We start from the raw sequence: 23,563 nt of genomic DNA on the forward strand, positions 1-23,563 counted from the left end.
CACCGACCGTCAAAAGGAATGAAATGACAAATTGCGAAAAAGTCACTTTCTCCAGTGATGGCGTTACGCTGACCGGTAACCTGTTCCTGCCCGGCGAGGGGTTGAGGGCACCGGGCGTCGTCGTGGCGGGAACGTGGACCAGCGTCAAGGAACTGATGGCCGACCGCTACGCCGAGAGGTTGGCGGAGCACGGGTACGCCGCGCTCTCGTTCGACTTCGCCGGCCACGGCGAGTCGGAGGGCGAGCCCCGCGACGTCGAGTCGCCGGACCAGAAGGTCCGCGACATCCACCACGCCGTGACGTTCCTCGGCGGCCACCCCGCCGTCGATCCCGACCGGCTCGGCACGCTGGGCATCTGCGCGGCCGCGATGTACATGTCCGGCAACGCCGCGAGCGATCCGCGCGTGAAGTCGCTCGCGCTCGTGGCCCCATGGCTGCACGACGCCGAGATCTGCCGGGACGTGTACGGCGGCGCGGAAGCAGTCGCGCTGAGGATCAAAAGGGGAGAGGAGGCGCGCGCCGGGTTCGAGGCGACCGGCGAGGTCGCCTACGTGCCCGTCGTCAGCCCGACCGATCCGCGTGCGGCCATGCCGTACGACATCGACTTCTACCTCAACCCGGATCGCGGCGGCGTCCCCGCGTGGCCCAACAGGTTCGCCGTCATGGCCTGGCCCGGCTGGCTGACCTACGACTCCATCGCCCTCGCTCCGCTCATCACCCAGCCCACGCTGATCATTCACAGCGAGGAGGCGGCGATCCCCGAGGGCGCACGCCGCTTCTACCAGGGTCTGACCTGTCCCAAGGACTTTCTCTGGACCGAGGGCACCCAGTTCGACTTCTACGACCGGGAGCCCCAGGTGACGGTGGCGGTCGACACGGTGGCGGCCCACTTCGGCAGGACCCTGCGATGATCCTCTTCACCTAAGGGGAACTCTGGGGGTCGGCCCGGGGCTGAGCTCAGGGACGCACCGGATGCCGCGCCGGTGGTGGCGGATCAGGCTTTCCCCATGCGCATCACCCGGGCCGGTTGGGTCCTCATGACCGTTTTGTCCGTATCGATCGTCATCGTCGCCGCCCAGTATCTGAGCTTCGATCCGGCGGTGTACTTCCCGCAGCAGCGCGCCGTCTACGGCGAACGCGAGCTGGCTCTCGGAGCGCACATCGCGGGCGCGATGGTGGCCCTGGCCGTCGGCCCGTGGCAGTTCTCCAGGCGATTACGGCGGCGCCTGCCGCGGCTGCACCGCGGGCTCGGCGTGCTGTACCTGCTGGGGTGCCTGATCGGTGCCGCCGGGGGCCTGGTGCTGTCCTTGACCGCGCACGGCGGCGTGGCCGCCGGGCTCGGGTTCGCGGCTCTGGCCGTGTGCTGGCTGGTGACCGGCGGCGCCGGGCTGCGCATGATCCTCGCCGGGCGTGCGGCCGATCATCGACGCTGGATGACGCGCAGCTTCGCACTCACCTTCGCCGCGGTCACCCTGCGGCTCATGCTCGGCACGTACGGCGGGCTGTCCTCGGCCGGGTTGGTCGACCTCGACTTCACCTCGGTCTATGTCGCGGTCGCCTGGCTCTGCTGGGTACCCAACCTGGCGATCGCCTGGTGGTTCACCCGCACTCGCCCGCGATCAGTCGTGGCCCTGGCCGGTCGCGGTGATCACGCGGTGACGGCGGTGACGGGTCCGTCGTCGACGACCGGATCGTGACCACGGGTGCCTCCAATGGCCGGTGCGATCCGGTCCGCGGATCGGTTCACGCCTCCGGCGCTCTTGTGAGGCTGGAGAGGTGGTTCACGTGACTTGAATACGACCTGCGCCGAGACCTTAGGAGCCGCCCTTCGGGCGCGGGCCGGGGGTGCTCGTACGGGAGGCCGTGTTGATCGGAAATCTTGGGCGCAGACCCCCGGCTTCAGTCGTGGGGTTAGCCCATCCCGCTGGACTTTCGGACATCGCACGGCTCCACCCTGCATACTGTCGGGGTGGCGGTGCCTCCGCGGTCGGACGGCGCGGTCGTCTTTCCGCACGTGTTCCCCGGCATATGGCGCCCGAAGCACCGGCCACGTGTGCTCGGTGGCCGGCTCGAAGACGGTTGAAGGACCTGGTCGATGAAGTGTGGAGACCGAGGGGTACGGCTGGTGGAGAGGGAGGTCATGCCCGGTCACGTTCATCCGCTGGTGGAGTCGATCCAGCGCCACGTGGAGCAGCAGAAGGGACGCTGAATGCTGACCGGTCGCCGCTACCTGCTGGCGCTCACCCCCGCGCACACCCTGCAGCAGACCCTGCGTGACCTGGAGCGGGCATGTGCCACGCACGGCACGTTCAAGGTGCGCTGGCGCTCCAGGCGCACCGGCCCGCCGTCGTTCCGCTTCCCCGACCCCCGGCAGATCACCGTGGAGCGGGTCGGCCGCCGGTGGGGCCGGGTGCGGCTGCCCAAGCTGGGCTGGGTGCGGTTCCGGTGGACGCGTCCGCTCGGTGGTGTGCTGCGCAACGCCACGGTGCGCCAGGACGGCGGGCGCTGGTTCGTCAGCTTCTGTGTCGACGACGGCCGCAGGGAGGCCGACCCCAACGGCAAGCCGCCCGTGGGGGTGGACCGGGGCGTCACGGTCGCGGTGGCCACCTCCGGCGGGTGGCTGCGCGACCGGCAGGTCGCCACCCCCGGGGAGAGGGCCAGGGGCAAGCGGCTGCAGCAACAACTGGCCCGGCAACAGAAGGGCTCGGCCCGGCGCGCCGCCACCCGGGCGAAGCTCACCCGGTTGAACGCCCGGATCCGTGACCGGCGCACCGACTTCGCCGCGTGGACCGCCGACCGGCTCACCCGCGCGCATGGGCTGGTCGTGGTGGAGGACCTGAAGATCGGCGCCATGACCGCCTCCGCCAAGGGCACCCTCACCGATCCCGGGAAGAAGGTCCGGCAGAAGGCCGGGCTGAACCGGGCGATTTTGGCCAAGGGATGGGGTGGGCTGCTGACTACCCTGGAGCACAAGGCCCGCTACAACGGTTCCCGCATCGTGCGGGTGCCGCCTGCGTACACGTCGCAGACCTGCGCTGCCTGCGGGCATCGCGCACCGGACAACCGCGAGAGTCAAGCGGTGTTCCGGTGTTGCGCCTGCGGGCATCGGGACAACGCCGATGTGAACGCCGCGAAGAACATTCTCGCCGCCGGGCTGGCGGTGACAGGGCGTGGAGACCTCGCCGCTGGGCGGTCTGCGAAGCGCCAACCACCCGAAGACGAGGCGGCGTGAACGCGCCTCAGCGACGGGAGTCCCCCGGCTTCAGCCGCGGGGAGGAAGTCAACCCGGTGCGCAACGAGATCCGGACCCGATCGGAGCGCCACAGGTCGCGGGCGTACTCCACCGCCAGCCCGGCGGACGTGAAGGCCGTGCGCTCGATCAGCAGCAGCGGAGTGGTGATGTCGACGCCGAGCCACGCGGCTTCGTCCGGGTTCGGGATCACCGGCTCGAGGTTCTCGGTGGCCATGTGCGGTCTCTTGCCGTAGTGCCGGGCCAGCAACCTGTAGATCGAACCGGTCAGGCCGTACGACAGCAGATCGGGGAACGGCTCGGCTGGGAAGCAGGCGCGTTCGAGCGCCACCGGTTGCCGGTTCGCCGTGCGCACCCGGACGATCTCGTGTATCGGGCTGCCGCGTTCCACGGAGAGCGCGTCCGCGACCTGACGCGTGGCCGGCAGCGTTGTCGCGCTGATCAGGCGCGCGCCCGGGCGGACGTTCGCCTGGCGCATCTGCTCGGTGAAGCCGGCCAGCCCGGTGAGGTCACATTCGATCTTCGGCTCGGACACGAAGGTGCCCCCGACGCGACCCGGCTTGCGCACCACGATTCCGAGGCTCTCCAGGCTGGCCAGGGCCTGCCGGAGCGTCATGCGGCTCACGCCGAGGCTGCCCGCCAGATTCTCCTCGCCCGGCAGCCGGTCGCCGGGAACCAGGTCGCCCCTGTCGATCACCTGCCTGAGCCACTGCTCGATCCGCGTGTGCGCGGGCAGTGATGATCCAGCGCCCAGATCCGGCGGATCCATCAGCCACTTGGGCACCGATGCTGCAGGGTTCACGGCCGTTCAGTTTAGCCGACCTACTCGTTCGGCCCTCGTGCCGAGAATGACCCCTTCCCCGCGACCGGCCGAACTCCCCGGCCGAGACGCGTGCGAGCTTGACCTCAACCTAGGTCAAGGTTTTAGAGTCTGCCTGACGCCTCATACCGGCAGACTCGGCCGGCGCCGACCGAATACCTTGACCAACAGACTTTGACGATTACTCACGAGAATCCGGTGACGCGTGATGAGCATGGAAACGGTCGCATGGCATTCGATGTACAGCACGATGCACGCGCAGGAGGACCGGCGGCCGTTCTCCATGGCCACGTTGCGGCGCATCGGCCGGTTCGCCCGGCCTCACGGCCGGGTGATGACATGGTTCTTGCTGCTCAGCGTCGTGACGGCGGTGCTGGCGGTCGCGACACCGGTGTTCGCGGGCCAGGTGGTCGACGCGATCGTCGGGCGCGCGCCCCTGGAGGTCGTCGTCAGGCTCGCGGTGCTCATCGCCGTCATCGCGGTGGCGGAGGCCGGGCTCGGGCTGGTGACGCGGTGGTTGTCGGCGAACATCGGTGAGGGACTGATCCTCGACCTGCGCACCGCGGTGTTCGACCACGTGCAGCGCATGCCGATCGCCTTCTTCACCCGCACCCGCACCGGCGCGCTGGTCAGCCGGTTGAACAGCGACGTCATCGGCGCGCAGCGGGCGTTCACGGGCACCCTCTCAAGCGTGGTCGGCAACCTGGTGACGCTCGTGCTCACGCTCGCCGTGATGATCGGCGTCTCCTGGCAGATCACCCTGCTGGCGCTGCTGATGCTCCCGGTGTTCGTCCTGCCGGCACGGCGGATGGGCACCCGGCTGGCGAGGCTTCAGCGCGAGGCGGCGAACCACAACGCGATGATGAGCACGCAGATGACGGAGCGGTTCTCCGCTCCCGGCGCGACACTGGTGAAGCTCTTCAGCCAGCCCGCCGACGAGTCGGCCGAGTTCATCGCGAGGGCCCGGCGAGTGCGCGACATCGGAGTCCGTACGGCGATGGCGCAGTCGGTGTTCGTCACCGCGCTCACACTGGTCTCGGCGCTGGCGCTGGCCGTCGTCTACGGGCTCGGCGGGTTCTACTCGCTGCGGGGACAGCTGGAGCCGGGCGCGGTCGTCGCCCTCGCGCTGCTTCTGGCCCGTCTCTACGCGCCGCTGACGGCTTTGGCCAACGCGCGGGTGGAGGTGATGAGCGCGCTGGTGAGCTTCGAGCGGGTGTTCGAGGTGCTGGACCTGAAGCCCCTGATCACTGAGAAGCCGGACGCCCGGCGGGTGCCCGAAGGGCCGGTGTCGGTGGAGTTCGACGGGGTGAGCTTCGGCTATCCCTCGGCGGACAAGGTGTCGCTCGCGTCGCTGGAGGCGGTCGCGAACCTCGACACGCGAGGCGGCGCCGAAGTGCTGCACGAGGTCTCGTTCCGCGCGGAGCCGGGACAGATGGTGGCGCTGGTCGGATCGTCGGGCGCCGGGAAGTCGACGATCGCGCAGCTCATCCCGAGGCTCTATGACGTCGAGGGCGGTGCCGTGCGGCTGTCCGGCGTGGACGTCCGGGACCTGTCCGCCGAGTCGATGCGCGAAACGCTCGGGATGGTGACGCAGGACGGGCACCTGTTCCACGAGTCGATCCGGGCGAACCTTCTGCTGGCGCGGCCGCAGGCGACGGAGGAAGAGCTGTGGGAGGTGCTGCGCCGCGCCCGTCTGGTCGATCTCGTCGAGGCGCTGCCCGACGGGCTGGACACCGTCGTCGGCGAGCGCGGTTACCGGCTCTCCGGCGGCGAACGACAGCGGCTGACGATCGCCCGGCTGCTGCTGGCCCGCCCCCGGGTGGTGATCCTCGACGAGGCCACCGCGCACCTGGACTCCACCTCGGAGGCGGCGGTGCAGGCCGCGCTGGGCGAGGCGCTCGAAGGACGGACCGCAGTGGTGATCGCGCACCGGCTCTCCACCGTCCGTGAGGCGGATCTCATCCTCGTGATCGAGAACGGGAAGGTCGTGGAGCGCGGCACGCACACCGACCTGCTCGCCGCCGGGGGCCGTTACGAGGAGCTGTACCGGACCCAGTTCGACGAGTCTCCCGCCTCCGTCTAGGACGCGCCTCGCGGATCCTCGCCTGCGCCGGATCCGCGAGGCGCGTCCTAGCGGTTCGCGGACCGGGGCAGGCCGAGCTCGGCGAAGATGGGACGATGGTCGGTGCCGGGAAGCGGGTGCACGCTGTAGGCGCTCACCGCCATCCGCGAGTCGGCGAGCACATGGTCGATCGTCACTCCAGGGGCGGGCTCCCAGCCCTGCTGCGGCCAGGTGGGCGTCAGGCCCTGCCCGGTGACGTCGGCCGCGTCGCGGTAGCCGCTGTCCAGCAGGTCGCGCACCAGCCGATGATCGAGGGTGGCGTTGAAGTCACCGGCCAGCACCCGCAGCTCCCCGCCTGCCCGCGGCAGCGCTCTGAGCCCGCTGTCCCAGCAGGGCACCTTGTAGTCGTACCGGGGCGCGCACGGGTGCACGGAGACGACCTCGATCTCCTGGCCGCCCGGGTGCTTGAGCACGGCCCGCGCCTGCCGGAACCTGCCCAGCTCGATCAGGGGCCTTTCGGAGAGGGGGTATCTGGAGTAGATGCCCGAACCCCACGGCCCGTTCCCCGAGCGGTCGACGCCGTACGGCAGAAGCCGGCGCAGCCCGGCCTCCTTCAGGCGAGCGGCCGCGTCCGGGGTGAGTTCCTGCAGGGTGAGCACGTCGGGGTGAAGGGTGCGTACCAGGTTCATCAGGGACGCGGTGTCGCCCGCGCCCACCGCCAGGTTCGCGGCGAGCACCCGCAGCCGCTGATCTCCGGCGGGCGGGCCGCCGTCGGCGAAATACCGGGGAAGCACGGCCGTGGCCAGCGTCGCGCTCGTGGCGACGGCGACGATCGCCGCCGTCCAGCGGCGCAGCCCCAGCGCGAGGAGCAGGGGGATCACCGAGGCGGCCGACACATAGGGGGTGAACGCCACCAGGGGAATCCACTGCCACATGGGCGTCCAGCCGATCACCCTGAGCACCGCCCACGCCGTGAAGGGCAGCAGTATCAGCCAGGCCAGTGCGCTTATCCACTTCGACCGGATCATGAAACGGCAGCGTAACGATCTCCTGTGCAGATTCCATGGAGATTCATGCCGTTATCCGGGGAGATGTGAGGGCGAATCCCGAGGCCCCGGCGTGAGGATCGGTCCTTTCGGAGGCCGAGGGGGCGCTGTCAGCTCAGGTAGTCGCGCAGCGCCTGGGACCGGGACGGGTGGCGCAGCTTGGTCATGGTCTTGGCCTCGATCTGCCGGATGCGCTCACGCGTCACCCCGTAGATCTTGCCGATCTCGTCCAGGGTCTTCGGCTGGCCGTCGGTGAGGCCGAACCGCAGCGAGACCACGCCCGCCTCGCGCTCGGACAGCGTGTCCAGGATCGTGTGCAGCTGTTCCTGCAGAAGGCTGAAGACCACCGTTTCGTCCGGGGTGATCGCCTCGGAGTCCTCGATGAGGTCACCGAACTCGCTGTCGCCCTCCTCGCCCAGGGGGGTGTGCAGGGAGATCGGCTCGCGGCCGTACTTCTGGACCTCGACGACCTTCTCGGGGGTCATGTCGAGCTCGCGGGCCAGCTCCTCCGGAGTGGGCTCGCGGCCGAAGTCGGTGAGCATCTGCCGGTGCACGCGGGCCAGCTTGTTGATCACTTCGACCATGTGGACCGGGATGCGGATGGTCCGCGCCTGGTCGGCCATGGCACGGGTGACCGCCTGCTTGATCCACCAGGTGGCGTAGGTGGAGAACTTGAAACCCTTGGTGTAGTCGAACTTCTCGACCGCGCGGATCAGACCCAGGTTGCCCTCCTGGATCAGGTCCAGGAACAGCATGCCGCGGCCGGTGTAGCGCTTGGCCAGCGAGACCACCAGACGGAGGTTGGCCTCCAGCAGGTGGTCCTTGGCCCGGCGGCCGTCCTCGGCGATCCACTCCAGCTCCGCGCGCACGTCCACCGGAAGCCTGTCGCCGTCGGAGCCGAGCTGCTCCTCGGCGAACAGGCCGGCCTCGATCCGCTTGGCCAGCTCGACCTCCTGCTCGGCGTTGAGCAGGGGGACCTTGCCGATCTGCCTGAGGTAGTCCTTGACCGGGTCGGAGGTCGCACCGGCGGCCGCGTCCAGGGCACCTGGGGCGTCATCGTCGTCGACCAGGACCAGTGTGCCGTCCTCAACAGGGGTCGTCACGGGGATCACACCCTTCATGGAGCCAAGCAGGGCAAATACCTGTGCACTTCAACGTATGTCCTGTAACGGTGTGCTATGGCCATACCCCGCCATGCCTCATCCCGAGCCCAGGATTGTCCCTGGTAGGGACACGTGCACGGAATACGGCATGCACATAATCTGGTTTTTGACGGATTCGGCCCTAGCGCAATGGTGACCCGCTGGCCGAAGCCGGTGTGAGGCATTGATGAATGCGGCGACGAATACCTCCAGACGGCAGAAGACAAGCAGGTTGCCAGCCGAGGTGACCAGCTTCGTGGGACGCCGGCGCGAGGTCATCGAGATCAAGCACCTCCTCTCCGGGGCGCGCCTGGTGACCCTCACCGGGGTCGGCGGGGTCGGCAAGACCCGGCTGGCACTGCGGGTCGCCGCCGAGGTACGCCGGGCCTTCCCGGACGGTGTGTGGCTGGTCGAGCTCGCCGCGCTGGAGAATCCGGAGCTGCTCGTCCAGCTGATGAGTGAGGCCCTGGAGATACGGGACCACTCCTCTCGCCCGCCCATGGAGGTGCTCACCGATCACCTGCGGCACAAGCAGGCATTGGTGATCCTGGACAACTGCGAGCATCTGTTACATGACTGCGCCCTGGTAAGCGAGATGCTGGTGCGGTCGACGACTGACCTGAGGATCCTCGCCACCAGCCGGCAGGCGTTAGGCGTCGCCAGCGAGCAGACGCTGGCCGTGCCGACGCTGCCGGTGCCGAACTCCGACGCCTCGAGACCCTCCTCCGGATCGGTCGCGCACTCCGACGCCGTGCAGCTGTTCGTCGAGCGGGCGGGAGCCGTTCTGCCGGGGTTCGCGCTCACCGAGGCCAACCGGGACGCGGTGGAGCGGATCTGCCGTCGCCTTGACGGCATCCCGCTCGGGATCGAGCTGGCGGCCGTGCGGCTGCGGGCCCTCTCCGTCGAGCAGCTGCTGGCCCGGCTGGACGACCGGTTCCGCCTGCTCACCGCGGGGTCACCGGCCGCGTTGCCGCGCCAGCAGACGTTGCGCGCGTTGATCGACTGGAGTTACGGGTTGTGCACCGAGCAGGAGCGGTTGATGTGGGCGCGCGTCTCGGTGTTCGCCGACGGCCTGGACCTGGACGCGGCCGAGGCGGTCTGCTCCGGGGACGGTGTCCCCCGCGAAGAGGTCGTCGACCTGGTGATCGGCTTGATCGACAAGTCCGTTCTGATCCGGGAGGACAGCCCGTCCAGCCCGTCGTCGGTGCGGTACCGGCTGCTGGAGACGATCCGCCAGTACGGCCGGGAGCGGTTGCGTGAGCTGGGACAGGAAGCCGCGCTGCTACAGCGGCATCGCACCTACTACCGGAAACTGGCGGCGCAGGCGCACGCGCAACGGTTCGGCTCGTCCCAGGTGGCCTGGTTCGGCAGGTTGCAGCTTGAGCACGCCAACCTGCGCGCCGCCCTGGAACACTGCTTTGCCGATCCGGGGGAGGTGGCGGCCGGTCTGGGTATGGCCACGGACCTGCTCTACCACTGGATCACGAGTTACTACCTCGGTGAGGGACGCCGCTGGCTGGATCAGGGGCTTGGCGTGGTGGCCGAGCCGGATGAGGTCCGGGCGCGGGCGTTGTGGGCCGACAGCTGGCTGGCGATCATCCAGGCTGACATCGCTTCGGCCGAGGTGATGCTGGAGGAGGCCCGGGTGCTGGGGGAGCGGCTGGGACAGGAGTCGGTGCTGGCCTATGTCGCGCTGTATTCGGGGATGGCCGCGATGCACCGGGGGGAGGTCGAGCCGGCGATCGTGTTCTACGAGGAGGCCGTGGCGCGCCACCGCGGCACCGGAGACCCGGTGGGCCTGGCACTGTCGCTCATCAGGCTCTCCCTGGCCCACTCTTTCCGGGGCGATTCGGCCAGGGCGATCTCCGCCGGAGAGGAGTGCCTCGCGGTGTGCGACGCCCACGGGGAGGGCTGGCACAGGGCGTACACGATGATGGCGCTCGGTGTCGAGGTGTGGCGTCAGGGCGATACCCGGCGGGCGGCCGAGCTTGAGAAGGAGAGCCTGAGGTTCAACCGCTCGCTCGACGACCCCCTGGGCGGGGGGGTCAATCTGGAGGTGCTGGCCTGGATCGCGGCGACGGAGAAGCAGTACCAGAGGGCGGCCCGGCTGCTGGGAGCCCTGGAGACGGTCTGGCAGGCGACCGGGGCTTCCCTGTCCGGATTCGGGCATCTGGCGCACTACCACGACGAGTGCGAGGCCTGTACTCGCCAGGCCCTCGGCGAAACGTCCTTCACCATGGCTGTCAGGCAAGGTACCAGGCTGTCCTACGACGAGGCGCTCTCCCTCGCCCTAGAAGAAGGCGCGCCCGGGGAAGGGCCGACGGCGGGGAAGGCGAGATCGGCTCCGCTGACCCGCAGGGAGACGGAGATCGCCCAGCTCGTGGCGCAGGGGATGAGCAACAAGGAGATCGCGGCCGCGCTGGTGATCTCCCAGCGCACCGCCGAGGGGCATGTCGAGCACATCCTGAACAAGCTCGGCTTCAACTCGCGCACCCAGATCGCCGCCTGGGTCAGCGAGAGTCACCGGAACGCGGATAACGATCATCCACCCGGAACCTGAGGTCGTGACGAGACGCCGGAGCCGCGCTCTGTGGTGACCTCGCCGGCCCCGGCGTCTCATCGGGGGAGAGGGGGGAGCCACAGGATGGTTCAGGATTCGATCTCCGCGGGGGCCTGTGCGGGAAGCTCGAACCAGACGGCTTTGCCCGTGGGCGTGCGGGCGCTGCCCCAGCAGCAGGACAGCAGCTCGATCAGGTGAAGCCCGCGCCCTCCCTCCTCGTCGTGGTGGGCCAGGTGGGGGCGGGGCAGCACGGGGTCGGCGTCCTCGACTTCGCAGCGCAGCAAACCCTCCTGGAGGGAGAGGGTGAGCGTGATCCTTCCCCGCGCGTGGTACATGGCGTTGGTGACCAGCTCGCTGACGAGCAGCTCGGCGATCGGGCTCTGCTCGTCGAGTCCCCACTCGGTCAGCCGGGCGGAGGTCAGGCGGCGTGCCCTCCGCACGGAGTACGGTTCGGGCGCCAACAGCCAGGAGGCTCTCCGGTTACCCGGGGTGCTTCCGACGCCGAGCCGGTGAAGGACGGCCTTGCACCGGCGCCAGGCGCGTGTGTGCGGCTTCTCCTGGATGATCGACGGGCTCGTTCGCGGGTGCGGTGTGCTCGTCCGCTGATCGGCGCGAGCGGGGAGCAGGTTCATGCCGCCTGCCCCCAGGAACTGCGGTGGGCGGGGACGCTGCGTCCGTCAGGCATCAGTTCGCCGGTGTCGTCGAAGAGCACCACACCGTTGCAGAGCAATCCCCAGCCTTGCTCTGGGTGGAAGGCCACGAGTATCGCGGCCTCATGATCAGGAGCATTCGCAGGAGGACATTGGGGCTGATGCTGACACATGGTTCCTACCTTGATCCTTTGCTGCTGGGGAGGAACTCTTATCTGGTCTGATCAACATCCCTCTCGGCAAGGTGAGGGCGAAACGGGATAAATACCCGTATTCATACCTACGTAGGTAGTCCCGGGACTACCTACGTAGGTAGTTCGACGTGGCCCTGACAACCGGTTCGTCGGCCCGGCCCCGCGTCACCCGGCCATCCGTACGCCGGCCTCGGCGCCATCCCGCTCCCCGGCGAACTCCATCCTCGCGGTCCGGGCCCGGCAGGGGCGGTCAGCGGGGTACGGCGCGCACCCACCCCCGGTCCCCCTCGAGGAATCCGGACATCGTCAGGCCCGCCTCGTTGAGCGCCTGCTCGAGGAAGTCGTCCTCAAGGCGCCTGCTGACGAAGAAGTGGGTCCAGCGCCGCTCGCCCACGGTGTACTCCATGGTGGCGGAGAGGAGGCCGGGTTCCGGGTGGCTGAGGTTCGTCATGCGGACGATACGGCCATCATCGGTGACCTGCTCGAAGGGCTGGATCGTGTCATACCACTCGGGAGCTTTGCGTTGCAGGATCACGCAGCCGTCGTCGGCGACGTGCTCGCGGCAGGTGCGCAGGAACGCGGCGCGGAGTCCGTCGTCGGCCGTCTCGATCACGAACGACATGAGCAGCACGACGTCGAACTTTCTCGGCAGGGCCAGGGTCTCGATGGGGGAACGGACCGTCTCGGCGCCCTTGATGTGCTCAAGCATCTCCGGTGACTCGTCGACCGCGACCACCTCGTGTCCGAGTGCCAGGAGGCTGTGGGTGATCCGCCCCGTGCCCGCGCCGAGCTCCAGGATGGCCGCGCCCTCCGGGATCGCGGCGTGGATGAGCTCCGGCTCCCCGTTGGGGGTGAGCATGGCGTAGTAGTCGACCGCGCAACCGTCCGTTGTGATCGGCCCGGGGCCTGTGCCCTGATACAGCCGTTTCGTAGTCATGATCTCTATCGTGTGCGACGGAAACGGCGCCTGCGCTCCTGCGGACGTGACGTTTTATGGGTGGAGTATGACCTTCATGGCCTTTCCACCTACACGTGAAGTGCCGTCCAGTCCACCTACACGTGAAGTGCCGTCCAGGTTGTGGACAGGCTGTGCAGGCAGGTGCTCAGGCTGCGTGCCTGCGCGTTCAGGTAATGGCTGTGGTGGAGCAGCTCCCCGAGCTGATGTGCGGTCATCCAGCGGAAGCCGGGGTGGCCGAAACCGGGATCGCCGTCCGTCTCGACGATGAGATAGCGGTTGCGGGCGCCGTAGAAGCACCCGCCCTCCTCCGGCAGGATCGTGTCGAACCTGATCTGGCTGAGCCTGGCCCCCAGCACCTCGTCGAGGAAAAGCGGGCGTGCCCGGGCAGGAAGGTGATCGTAGTTCTCCGGGATGCACTGCACGGTCGGCGCCAGCTCGACCACGTCCGCGTGACCCGGCTCGACGCGCGCGTGCACCAGCGCGTGGAGCACCCCGTCGATCTGCTTGACCAGGAACGCGACGATCCCCGTGCCGACGGGCTCGATCATGGGTTGCGTCCAGCCGCTGATCCCGCGGTCGCCGTCGTCGACGCTCACGCCGACGACGTCGAAGAACCTGCCGGTCTCATGGGAGATCCTCCCGTCGACCTGGTGCCATCGCCGTACCTCGTTGAGGGGGATCCGCTGCGCGCGGACGCCGGCCTGGCCGCGTGCCCTGGTGATCCATCTCAGGATGTCGCCGGTGCCGTACAGGGCGCCCTCGGCCGGGTTGCAGGATCTGATGAGCGAGGTCCGGAACCCGTCGCCCACCCCGGAGGCGAACGTCCCGGTCAGGTCGGCGCCGGAGAAGGGCACACAGGACAGCACCGTGCGAGCGTCCATGCTCACCAGATCCGGAACGGTGAGCAGTTCGTGCACCTGTCCCAGGGTCAGCCAGCAGAAACCGTCCAGGAGCCCGACGTCGTCGGTGACCTCCACGATCATTTTCCGGCTGCGCCTCCAGAAGCAGGAGCCCTGTTCGAAATGGCGCACGTCGGCTATCACGTCGTGCGGGGACGCCTGCCTGAAGTGCTCAAGATAGGGCACCGCCTCACCCTGGCGCACGCGCGTGTAGTCGCTCCACCTGACCCGCACCGTGGGTGACAGCTGCGGGCCGTTGCGGTTGCCGGGCTCGTTCTCCACCCGCATCAGGCAGTGCAGGACCCCGTCGAACTCCTTGAGGAGGATGCCGAGGACTCCCGCCTCGGGCTGGTTGACGATCGGCTGGGTCCAATCAGCGACCGGAGCCCCCGGAAAGTGGACGCCAAGGCCCTCGACGGTGAAGAACCGCCCACTCCGGTGGCCGATGTTTCCGGTCAGGACGTCGCGGTTCCAGCCGGTCAACCGGTCGAGCGCGATCCGGTCCACATTCATGGACATGCGCCCGGCGACTCCGGCGAACCATCGATGAAATTCCGCGGTGTGAACGAACTGGGCCCCGGCCGAGAGGGCGGACTCCGCGACTTTCACCTGTGTGGGCTGGAGGGAGAGCGTGGGCACGACGGGCTCCTTGGCTGCACGATGAGTTCCACATGTGCTGGATGGATTCCGGCAGGTTGGTGCGGGCGCCATGCGAGCAACTGCCCGGCGGGGGACATCCGATGCCCACACAGCCGAAAATCCCAGCGGCGGACACCGGGTTCAACCCCTACCCCTCCCCTGAAGGGGTGAACAGGGGTTCTCCCGCCATCGACCCGCTCATAGCTTGATATCGGCGGCCATCACCGTCCCACGCCACCAGGAGGATCCGTGCGTGTCACTCCTGCAGGCCCAGCAGCCCCTCGGAGAGCTGCTCCCGTATCCGCTCCGCCTCCGGCGGATCCAGCCTGTCGGTCAGAGCCAGCGCCTCAGCCAGCGCGTCACGTGCCGCGGTGCTGTCTCCGGCGGCCATGTGGGCGTCGCCGAGCATGATGAGGGCGCGGGCCTCGTGGAACGGAACCCGTATCCCGTGGAACAGGGACAGGGCCTGCTGGAAGTGGGCCACCGCCTGTGCCGGATCGCTGTTCGCGAGAGCCAGCTCACCCAGCCCGACCAGCACCCGGGCCTCCGCGAGCCGCTGGTTGGACGTGCTGGCCAGCATCTGGGCATGGCGCAGCGCCGCCTCCGCGTCGGCGAGCTTGCCCTGCCGCAGCCGCGCGACGCCCAGCCCGTGCAGGGCGTACGCCTCTCCTGTGGGGTCGCTGATGTCTCTGACGACGGTCAGCGCCTCGTCGAACATCTGGGCCGCGAGAGCGGGTTCGCCCGCCTGGAGATGGGTGTCGCCCATCCGGTGCAGGACCTGGGCCCTCACCCTTCTGCTTCCGCCGTTCCCGCTGAGCCGCAAGGCCTCGGAGAGCAGGCGTTTGGCACCGCCGAGGTCGTCGGAATCCAGCTTGAGCTGGGCCAGGTTGTGAAGGGCGTAGGCCGCGGCGACCTGGTCGCCGGTCTCGCGGAATATCTCCAGCGCCCGTTCGTAGTGCGCCGTCGCGTCCTCGAACCGGCCGTTCATCCGGTCGAGGAACCCGATGTTGCGGATGGCCAGGGCCATTCCCCGGTCGTCGCCGACTTCCTGGAACAGCTCGACCGCCGCTTCGAAGTCGCGCTGCGCGTCGTCGAACCGTTGCTCGGTGATGGAGAGCGAGCCCATCGAGTAGAGGACCGCGGCCTGGCCGCGCCTGTCCTGCGCCTGCAGGGTGGCGGCCAGCGCGATCTCGTGGGTCTCCCGCCAGTCGTGGAGGTAGACCCGGGACTCGAAGAACGTCGCCGCGTTGGCCGCCAGACCCCAGCAGAGCTCGACGAAACCCGCCTGTGCCGCCTGGCGTATCCCGGAGATCAGGATCATGCGTTCGCGCTCGAACCAGGAGAGCGGCTCCGCGACCAGCCGGTCGACCAGTTTCGGGGGCAGCGACCAGACGGGAGCCTTGCTGTGGAGCAGGATGTCCGCGCCGTACTCCCGGCGGCGGGCCGCCTCGGCGAGGAAGAGCAGGCCTCCCAGCACCCGGCCCAGCGCCGCGCTGCGCTCGGTGGCGGACTCCTCCGCGGCCAGGCGCTCCCGGGCGAACACCCGGATGAGGTCGTGGAACCGATATTGGGTGTGCACTCCGCGCCCGACCCCGGTGGTCTCGACCAGCTGCGCGTCGGCCAGATCGTCCAGCAGATCCTGCGCGTCGGGCAGCGGCTGGTCGAGGAGGGCCGAGCTGATCCAGGCGGAGAAGATCTGGGAGTCCAGGATCGCCAACCGGCGGAAAAGCCGCCGGGCGTCGTCGCTGACGCTCTCATAGGTCAGCGAGATGCTGGCCCTGATCCCCATGTCGCCGTGCTTGAGCTCGTCGAGCCGGCGGGTCTCGTCTTCGAGCCGTCCGACCAGCTGCTCGATGCTCCAGTGAGGACGCGCGGAGAGCCGCGCGCCGGCGATGCGGAGCGCCAGGGGAAGCTGGCCGCAGAGCTCGGCGAGCGCCGCGGCGGACTCCGCCTCGGACTGCACCCGATCGGCTCCGGCGATGCGGGAGAGGAGATCCATCGACTGGTTCGAGTCGAAGACCTCCACATCGATGTGGGCCGCACCGGCCAGCCCGGCGAGCCGGCTCCGGCTGGTGATGATCACGGCGGAGGCGGGATTGCCGGGAAACAGCGGCAGGACCTGGCTCTCGTTGCCTGCGTCATCCAGCACGATGAGCATCCTGCGGTCGGCGAGCAGGGCCCGATACATCTCCGCCCGCTCCTCCAGGCCGTCGGGGAGCGCGGTGCCCGGTACGCCCAGCACGCGGAGGAAGCGTTCGAGCACCTGCATCGGGCTGGTGGGGCGGGAGACGCCGCCGTGCAGGTCGGCGAAGAGCTGGCCGTCGGGGAAGTGCTCGGCGACGCTGTGCGCGGCGTGCACCGCGATGGTGGTCTTCCCGATCCCCGGTTTCCCGACGATCGCGATGATCGGTACGGCGAAGCGGGATCGATCGTCGGAGGCGAGCGTCAGCCGCTCGCGGATGTCGTCGATCTGCTTGGTGCGGCCGGTGAAGTCGGCGATGTCGGCGGGCAACATGCTGGGAGCGCTCGGAACGTGGATGGGCGGCTCGTCGATGGTCTGGACGGGCTGCGCCGGAAGGTCGAGGCTCTCGTCGGAGGTGAGGATCGCGTATTCGAGTTGCTGGAGCCGCTCGTTGGGTTCGATCCCCAGCTCTTCGACCATGGTCTGCCGGGCGAGCCGGTAAACCTGCAGGGCCTCCGCCTGGCGTCCGGAACGGTACAGGGCCGTCATCAGCTGGCCGCGGAGCCGTTCTCGCAACGGATGCTCCTCCACGAGCTCGGTGAGCTCGCCGACCAGCTCATGGTGTTTGCCGAGATCCAGTTCGAGCTGGATGCAATCCTCGTTCGCCGTGATCCGGTGCTCGGCGAGCCTGCTCGCCGCCGACTGCACCAGCCTGCTCTCGATGCCGTCCAGGACCGGCCCGCGCCAGAGCGACAGCGCCTCCCGATAGCGCTTCACCGCCTCGTCGAGGCTTCGCGCCTCGCGGGCGCGCCGGGCCTGGAGGATGAGCGTCTCGAAGCGGTGGGAGTCGATCTGATCGCCGTCGACCTGGATCGCGTAGCCCTGGGACTGGGTGGAGATGATGTCGGGGCTGCCGTGGGAGGCGAACAGCCGCCGGAGCGCGGATATGCAGATCTGCACCTGGGCTCGCGAGGTGGTCGGCGGATCGTCTCCGTAGATGGCCTCCATGAGCCGGCCGATGGTGACCGCCCGGTTGGTGTCGAGGAGGAGGACGGCCAGCACGGTCTGTTGCCTGATGCCCCCGAGATCCAGCCGCTGGCCCCCTACGGCGATCTCAAGAGGTCCCAGAATGCGAAAGTCCACCCGCATCTCCTCGAAGAGAACCCGTAACCCCAACCTCGTGCGAAAGTCTTCATACTTCCCGAGACGGGAGAAGCATCAGTTGTTCAACTCCAGGAAGATCCGTCTCGTGACAGCTATTGTCACCGGTGTCCTCGCGACTTCGCGACCAATGATCCTACCGATATCTGAGTCACCTGTGTGTGATGTGTCGTTTTCGTGTGGATGGTACTACTTCAGGTGATTGCGTGCCAGGGGGAACCCGTGCACTCGCAATGAGTTCGCTCGCCGTTTTGTCCCCGTAACCTCATGGTTGCGAGGAAGAGAAAACGGCCGGAGACAACTGGGTCTCCGGCCGTGTGGGTGGCCGATGCCGCCCGCGACGCTCACTTCACGAGCCGCCCCACGGCTCGCCGTTCACCTTGGCGAAAGAGGCGGGGACGGGGATCGAGGTGAAGGCGAGGGTGTGGACCCCCGCGGCTCCGGCGATTGCAGTTCCGGTGGCGACGGCCCTCGTGGCCGCCATGCCCGCGATGACGATAATGGCGGAGAGGGCGAGGCGGAAGATGCGGCTGTTGTTGGAGTCGCTCATTTCTACGGTCCTCTGTCTCGTCGCGGTGGCCTGAGATGCCAGCCGATTCGCTGCTGCGTTCTCAACGTCACAGCCACCGCCATCCGGTCATTATCGGATCGCTTCCGGCCTGCCATTAGCGCAGTTCAGGTCAGTGTTGATGGATTTTCCTGACAAATAGTTAGATATTTCGTCAAGTATTTGCCCCTATCGCCGTGACGCCGTGTCTCTGACTGCAATATTGCGCCGATAGTCACGGAATATCGGTCGTCCGTTGCGGCGGTGGGCGAATAGCCGGGCGAAGGCGCGCCGATAGTGCGCTCCGGAAGTCTGGCCGAGGCGGGCCGAACGTATTTCGGTTTGGGCGATTGACCTACGCGCACGTGAGAGAAGGGAAACCGTCAGTGAAGACCACGAGGTCGCCGGCCGGGCGCTACAGCGCGTTCAGGCCGATCACTCTTCATGGGCGAACCTGGCCGAACAACACCATCGTCTCCGCGCCGCGCTGGCTCTCGACCGACCTGCGCGACGGAAACCAGTCGCTGGCCAACCCCATGTCCCCCGATCGCAAGCTGGCGATGTTCGAGCTCCTGGTGGGCATGGGCTACAAGGAGATCGAAGTGGGGTTCCCGGTCGCCAGCCAGGACGACCACGACTTCCTGCGCATGCTGATCGAGCAGGACCGCATCCCCGGCGACGTGCGGATCTCGGTGCTCGTGCAGGCCCGGGACGAGCTGATCAGGCGCACCGTGGAGAGCCTCAAGGGGGCGCCGCGCGCCACGATCCATCTGTACAACGCGACGTCGCCGCTGTTCAGGCGTGTGGTGTTCGGCATGAGCCGGGACGAGTGCAAGGACCTCGCCGTACGGGGAACCCGGCTGATGATGAAGTACGCCGAAAGGACGCTGGACGACTGCGACCTCGGCTTCCAGTACTCTCCCGAGCTGTTCAACGACACCGAGCCGGACTTCTCCCTCGAGGTCTGCGAGGCCGTCATGGACGTCTGGCAGCCCGAGCCGGGCCGCGAGATCATCCTCAACTTCCCCACGACCGTCGAGCGCTCACTGCCCAACGTCTTCGCGGACCAGATCGAATGGCTGAGCCGGAACCTCTCCAGAAGGGAACACGTCTGCCTCTCGGTCCACCCGCACAACGACCGGGGCACGGGCGTCGCGTCAGCCGAGATGGCTCTCCTGGCGGGAGCGGAGCGGATCGAGGGCTGCCTGTTCGGCAACGGGGAGAGGGCGGGCAACGTCTGCCTGGTCACCCTGGGGCTCAACATGTTCACTCACGGGGTCGACCCCGGCATCGACTTCTCCGACATCAACGAGATCCGCCGCGTCGTGGAGCACTGCAACGGCCTGCCCGTCCACCCCCGCCACCCCTACGGCGGCGATCTCGTCTACACCTCGTTCTCGGGCTCGCACCAAGACGCGATCAAGAAAGGCTTCGACGCCCTGGAGCGCGAAGCCGCCCGGACGGGCTCCGGCATCGGAGATCTCCCATGGGAGATGCCGTACCTGCCACTCGATCCCGAAGACGTGGGCCGCACCTACGAGGCCGTCGTGCGCATCAACAGCCAGTCCGGCAAGGGCGGGGTGGCCTACGTCATGAGTGCCTGGCACGGGCTGAACCTTCCCCGGGACCTGCAGATCGACTTCGCGCACGTGGTCCAGTCGCAGGCCGACGCCGAAGGCGGGGAGATCACGCCGGACCGGGTCGGGCGGCTTTTCGAGCGCGAATACCTCTCGACCTCCGATCTGCCCGTCCCTCTCGCCTCCGGTGCCGAGCTGGTGACGACCCGCCTCCACATCGACGGCGGGAGCTTCGACGTCGGCCCGGGCAGGGCGGACACCGTCCAGTCCGTGCGGGCCACGCTCACCCGCTGGGGCTTCGACGTGCGGGCCGTGCACCACACCGGATCCGCCGGCCAGGGCCGCGGCGCGGGCGCGAACGTGGCCGTCTACGCGGAGTGCCGGGCGGACGGGCGGACCTCCTGGGGTGTGGGCATCGATCGGGACGTCGAGACGGCCTCCCTCGCGGCGGTGCGTTCCGCCGTCATCAGGGCACGCCTCAAGCGCATGCCCGCCAGGGGCGGGGAGACCGCCGCGCCACTGGCCGCCACGAGCCGGCGATAGCCGTCCGATGGCGGATGAAAACCGCTCAGGCCTAGCGTCCCTAGTGTCGCCCGACCGGGCGGCGGCGGAGATCGAAAGGTACGAAGACCATGCGGCGAGCTCAGCTCGGGAAGCGGAAGCCCGGAAAGCGGCAGAGGCCGGCGCGCGACTCGCTGGACCTGCGCACCCCGTCCGGCCGAACGCTGCGGTTCTGAACCACGCAAGCATTCCTCATGGAACGAGGGCTGATCATGAGCCTGTTTGAAAGAGACGAGGCGATGGCCTCCCTTGAGGGGCTGCTCGCCAACGCGGTGATGGGCAAGGGGAGGGTCGCGCTGGTCGGCGGCGCCGTCGCGACGGGTAAGAGCGAACTGCTGCACGACTTCGCGGAACAGGCCATCGAGCTCGGCACCCTGGCCATCACGGCGACGGGGTCGTACGCGGAGCGCGACCTGCCGCTGGGCGTGATCGGCCAGCTGATCCAGGACGCGCCGCTGGTGGCACAGGAGCGCGAGCGGGCCATGGCCCTGCTGGACGAGGGCACCCGCACCGTGATGTCGTCCGACCCCCGGGCGGAGACCCTCGAACAGGTCGACGCCCAGATCGTCCACGCTCTGTGCACCATACTGCTGGAGCTGTCGGAACGGTATCCGCTGATGATCGTCGTCGACGACGTGCACCACGCCGACCGCGCGTCCCTGCTCTGTCTCGCCTACCTGTCGCGGCGTGTGAGATTCGCCAGGATCGTGGCGGTTTTCAGCCACTCCGACCATGGGCGGTCCACCGAGACCTTCTTCCAGACCGAGCTGCTCCGCCAGCCCCACTGCCGCCGCATCCAGCTCGCCCCGCTCTCCCGGGCGGGGGTCATGTCGCTGGTGGCCGAGCGGGTGGGGCGGGAGGAGGCCGAGCGGTTCTCCGAAGACTGGTACGCGCTCAGCGGCGGCAACCCGCTGCTGGCCGGGGCGCTGGTGGACGACTACCAGGACGCCCTGCGGTCCGCCGGCGAAGAGCCGCCGCGGGAGTTCGTCGTCGGCGACCGGTACGGCCAGGCCGTACTGTCGTGCCTGCACCGCGGTGAACCGCAGATGCTTCAGGTGGCACGGGGACTCGCGGTTCTCGGCGAGCCCGACCTCCTCGCCCGGCTGCTCGGGGTCGGTCCGATGATCGTCACGCAGGCGCTGCACTCCCTCACCGTCGCGGGCCTGCTCGTTCAGGGGCGCTTCCGGCACGAGGCGGCCCGCACCGCCGTACTGGCCGAGGTGGACGCCCAGGAGTGGATGGAACTGCATCACCGGGCGGCGGAACTGGCCTACGACGCCGGCGCCTCCACGACGACGGTCGCCGACCACCTCCTCCAGGCGAGCCGGGTCGACGCCCCCTGGGTCGTCTCCGTGCTGGAGGACGCGGCCAGGAACGCCCTGCGCGAGGGGTGCGTGGAGTCGGCCGTGGCCTACCTCCGGCTGGCGTGGCGCGAATGCGCCGACGAGCAGCAGCGCATGAAGATCATCACCATGCTCGTGCGCGCCGAGTGGCGGATCAATCCGGGTGCCCCCGCGGGTCACCTCGCAGAGCTGGCCGACGCGATGCAGCGTGGTCATCTCCGGGGGAGTGACGCGGTGGTCCTGGCGCGGGCGCTGCTGTGGCACGGCCGGTTCGAAGACGCGCGGGACGTGCTTGAGCACCTGAACGGCGCGGGCGACGACATGGACCCCGAGACGATGACAGAACTCGTCATCGCCCGCCCGTGGCTGCGTTCCACCCATCCCCCCTTCCTCACCCACCTGCGTCAGACGACCGGTGAGGGCCGTGCGGCCATCGTGTCGGTGGCGGCGAACCGCCGGCTGGACGCCGCCCTCGCACTCGCCGACGTGCTCGCCAGAGGCCCGCGTGAGGAGGTCGTGAACGCGGTCGAGCGGATCCTGCGCGGCTGCCGCCTCGACGAGATGTCAATGGACACCGTGGAGAGCGCGCTCCTGGCACTCACCTACGCCGGACGGCCTGACAAGGCCGCCCCGTGGTGCGACCTCTTCACCATGGAGGCCACCTCGCGGCACGCCCCGAGCCGGCAGGCCAGGCTCGCCGCCATCCGGGCCGAGATCGCGATTCGCCAGGGGGACATGCCGGGCGCCGAACACCACGCGCTTCTCGCCCTGGACATCGTCCCCCCGAGCAGCTGGGGTGTCGCCGTCGGCGGGCCGCTGAGCAGCCTGGTCCTGTCCTCGACGGCCATGGGCAAGTACGACGCCGTCCACGGGCAGCTCGACCACCCCGTGCCCGACGCCATGTTCCAGACCCGGTACGGCCTGCACTACCTGCACGCCAGAGGCCGCTACAGCCTGGCGACCGACCACCCGGCGCTGGCGCTGCGCGACTTCCAGCTCTGCGGCGAGCTGATGGGCAGATGGGACCTCGACGTGCCCGGACTCGTCGCCTGGCGGACCGACGCCGCGGAGGCCTGCCTGCGCCTGGGACGGCCGGAACAGGCACGCCACCTGCTCGATGAGCAGATCAGGCGCTGCGGCCCTGCGATGCCCAGGGTTCACGGCATCGCCGTGCGCCTGCTGGCGGCCACCGGTGAGGTGGGTCACCGGCCCGCGCTGCTCCGCCAGGCGGCCGAGCTGCTACAGGCGAGCGGGGACCGGTATGAGCTGGCCAGGGCGCTCTTCGACCTCGTCGAGGCCTACTACGCGCTCGGCGAGTACAGGCGGGCCGGGACGATCGCGGGGCGGGCGCACGCCGCGGCTCAGGAATGCCACGCCGAGCCCCTGGCCAGGGCGCTCTCCCGGGACGGGGACAGCGGTGGCTCCGGCATCTCCACGGTGACCGCGCCGACCAGGGTCCTGAGCGACGCCGAGCGCCGGGTCGCCGTTCTGGCAGCCGCCGGCTACACCAACCGCGAGATCGCGGGGAAGCTCTACATCACGATCAGTACGGTGGAACAGCACCTGACGCGGACCTATCGCAAGCTGAACATCACCCGGCGCGCCGACCTGCCGTCAAGCCTCGAACTCGGCGGTTCCGCCACCGCCTGAACCATGCCCGGGCCGTATCCGAAGTATCGACTCGCAGGAGTGCTCATGCTCGCTGATCCAGCCGACCCGGTGATCGACGACCTGCCACGACCGGGACAGGACCCCGCTTTCGCGCCGCGCCGCGGAGGCCCGCCGGAAAGGCGCCGAAGGCCGCACGGCCACCGGTCCCCGTGCTCCCTGTCAACACCGTCCACGCTGTGAAGGCCGTGATGAGCCGTCATTTCAACAAGGTCCTGATCGCCAATCGTGGTGAGATCGCCGTGCGGATCGCCCGCGCCTGCAGAGACGCCGGACTGGCCAGCGTCGCCGTCTACGCCGACCA

At 68.8% G+C, this 23,563-nt stretch carries 16 protein-coding genes and 1 pseudogene; 8 read left to right on the forward strand and 9 right to left on the reverse strand.

Going from position 1 to position 23,563, the window contains the following annotated elements; genetic code table 11:
• The first annotated feature begins 23 nt into the window (after positions 1 to 23).
• The 3 genes from ACFY2X_RS27145 (at position 24) to ACFY2X_RS27155 (ending at position 3,232) form a co-directional block, all read left to right on the forward strand.
• Positions 24 to 911, forward strand: a complete 888-nt coding sequence (locus tag ACFY2X_RS27145; RefSeq protein WP_389942907.1) for an alpha/beta hydrolase — start codon at positions 24 to 26, stop codon at positions 909 to 911.
• Positions 912 to 1,007: 96 nt separating this feature from the next.
• A complete protein-coding gene (locus ACFY2X_RS27150; RefSeq protein ID WP_389942910.1) occupies positions 1,008 to 1,697 on the forward strand; it encodes a DUF2306 domain-containing protein in 690 nt (229 codons plus the stop codon).
• A 512-nt stretch (positions 1,698 to 2,209) separates the two neighbouring features.
• Entirely contained in the window at positions 2,210 to 3,232 is a 1,023-nt protein-coding gene (locus ACFY2X_RS27155; RefSeq protein ID WP_389942913.1) for an RNA-guided endonuclease InsQ/TnpB family protein, read from the forward strand.
• 7 nt (positions 3,233 to 3,239) lie between these two features.
• On the opposite strand, the gene ACFY2X_RS27160 is transcribed toward ACFY2X_RS27155, so the two are convergent.
• On the reverse strand, positions 3,240 to 4,052 hold the full coding sequence (locus ACFY2X_RS27160) for a GntR family transcriptional regulator (RefSeq protein ID WP_389942915.1): 813 nt from the start codon (positions 4,050 to 4,052) through the stop codon (positions 3,240 to 3,242).
• A gap of 226 nt (positions 4,053 to 4,278) precedes the next feature.
• Here ACFY2X_RS27160 and ACFY2X_RS27165 point away from each other — a divergent pair, with 226 nt between their 5' ends.
• The gene (locus ACFY2X_RS27165; protein ID WP_389942917.1) at positions 4,279 to 6,153 is read left to right on the forward strand and encodes an ABC transporter ATP-binding protein; all 1,875 of its coding nucleotides are present in this window, start codon (positions 4,279 to 4,281) and stop codon (positions 6,151 to 6,153) included.
• Between the two features lie 47 nt (positions 6,154 to 6,200).
• On the opposite strand, the gene ACFY2X_RS27170 is transcribed toward ACFY2X_RS27165, so the two are convergent.
• Both ACFY2X_RS27170 and ACFY2X_RS27175 read right to left on the reverse strand, forming a co-directional pair.
• The gene (locus ACFY2X_RS27170; protein ID WP_389942919.1) at positions 6,201 to 7,160 is read right to left on the reverse strand and encodes an endonuclease/exonuclease/phosphatase family protein; all 960 of its coding nucleotides are present in this window, start codon (positions 7,158 to 7,160) and stop codon (positions 6,201 to 6,203) included.
• A 128-nt stretch (positions 7,161 to 7,288) separates the two neighbouring features.
• Positions 7,289 to 8,251, reverse strand: a pseudogene (locus tag ACFY2X_RS27175) (RNA polymerase sigma factor); the annotation flags it as partial.
• A 313-nt stretch (positions 8,252 to 8,564) separates the two neighbouring features.
• Between ACFY2X_RS27175 and ACFY2X_RS27180 the strand changes: the two are divergent.
• Entirely contained in the window at positions 8,565 to 10,880 is a 2,316-nt protein-coding gene (locus tag ACFY2X_RS27180; RefSeq protein WP_389942922.1) for an ATP-binding protein, read from the forward strand.
• Positions 10,881 to 10,969: 89 nt separating this feature from the next.
• Here the strand turns inward: ACFY2X_RS27180 and ACFY2X_RS27185 are convergent, their stop codons facing one another.
• The 6 genes from ACFY2X_RS27185 to ACFY2X_RS27210 all read right to left on the reverse strand — a co-directional run bounded on the left by ACFY2X_RS27185 (position 10,970) and on the right by ACFY2X_RS27210 (position 18,113).
• A complete protein-coding gene (locus tag ACFY2X_RS27185) occupies positions 10,970 to 11,512 on the reverse strand; it encodes an ATP-binding protein (RefSeq protein ID WP_389942925.1) in 543 nt (180 codons plus the stop codon).
• The gene (locus tag ACFY2X_RS27190; RefSeq protein ID WP_389942928.1) at positions 11,509 to 11,703 is read right to left on the reverse strand and encodes a DUF5999 family protein; all 195 of its coding nucleotides are present in this window, start codon (positions 11,701 to 11,703) and stop codon (positions 11,509 to 11,511) included. The genes ACFY2X_RS27185 and ACFY2X_RS27190 overlap by 4 nt, the downstream gene beginning before the upstream one ends.
• Positions 11,704 to 11,974: 271 nt before the next feature.
• On the reverse strand, positions 11,975 to 12,661 hold the full coding sequence (locus ACFY2X_RS27195) for a class I SAM-dependent methyltransferase (RefSeq protein ID WP_389942931.1): 687 nt from the start codon (positions 12,659 to 12,661) through the stop codon (positions 11,975 to 11,977).
• A 116-nt stretch (positions 12,662 to 12,777) separates the two neighbouring features.
• A complete protein-coding gene (locus ACFY2X_RS27200; RefSeq protein ID WP_389942934.1) occupies positions 12,778 to 14,220 on the reverse strand; it encodes an NDP-hexose 2,3-dehydratase family protein in 1,443 nt (480 codons plus the stop codon).
• A 256-nt stretch (positions 14,221 to 14,476) separates the two neighbouring features.
• Positions 14,477 to 17,545 carry a BTAD domain-containing putative transcriptional regulator gene (locus ACFY2X_RS27205; RefSeq protein ID WP_389942937.1) on the reverse strand — a complete coding sequence of 1,023 codons (3,069 nt, stop codon included), beginning with the start codon at positions 17,543 to 17,545 and terminating at the stop codon, positions 14,477 to 14,479.
• Positions 17,546 to 17,912: 367 nt separating this feature from the next.
• Positions 17,913 to 18,113 (reverse strand): hypothetical protein, encoded by a 201-nt coding sequence (locus ACFY2X_RS27210; RefSeq protein ID WP_389942940.1) that lies wholly within the window; start codon positions 18,111 to 18,113, stop codon positions 17,913 to 17,915.
• 383 nt (positions 18,114 to 18,496) lie between these two features.
• Between ACFY2X_RS27210 and leuA the strand changes: the two genes are divergently transcribed.
• The 3 genes from leuA to ACFY2X_RS27225 all read left to right on the forward strand — a co-directional run.
• On the forward strand, positions 18,497 to 20,230 hold the full coding sequence (leuA, locus tag ACFY2X_RS27215) for a 2-isopropylmalate synthase (RefSeq protein WP_389942943.1): 1,734 nt from the start codon (positions 18,497 to 18,499) through the stop codon (positions 20,228 to 20,230).
• Positions 20,231 to 20,460: 230 nt separating this feature from the next.
• Positions 20,461 to 23,241, forward strand: a complete 2,781-nt coding sequence (locus tag ACFY2X_RS27220; protein WP_389942946.1) for an AAA family ATPase — start codon at positions 20,461 to 20,463, stop codon at positions 23,239 to 23,241.
• Positions 23,242 to 23,450: 209 nt separating this feature from the next.
• Positions 23,451 to 23,563, forward strand: a 113-nt coding sequence (locus tag ACFY2X_RS27225; protein WP_389942971.1) for a biotin carboxylase N-terminal domain-containing protein, incomplete at its 3' end; no start/stop codon positions are given.

Source organism: Streptosporangium sp. NPDC000396, assembly GCF_042898655.1.
Lineage (GTDB): Bacteria > Actinomycetota > Actinomycetes > Streptosporangiales > Streptosporangiaceae > Streptosporangium.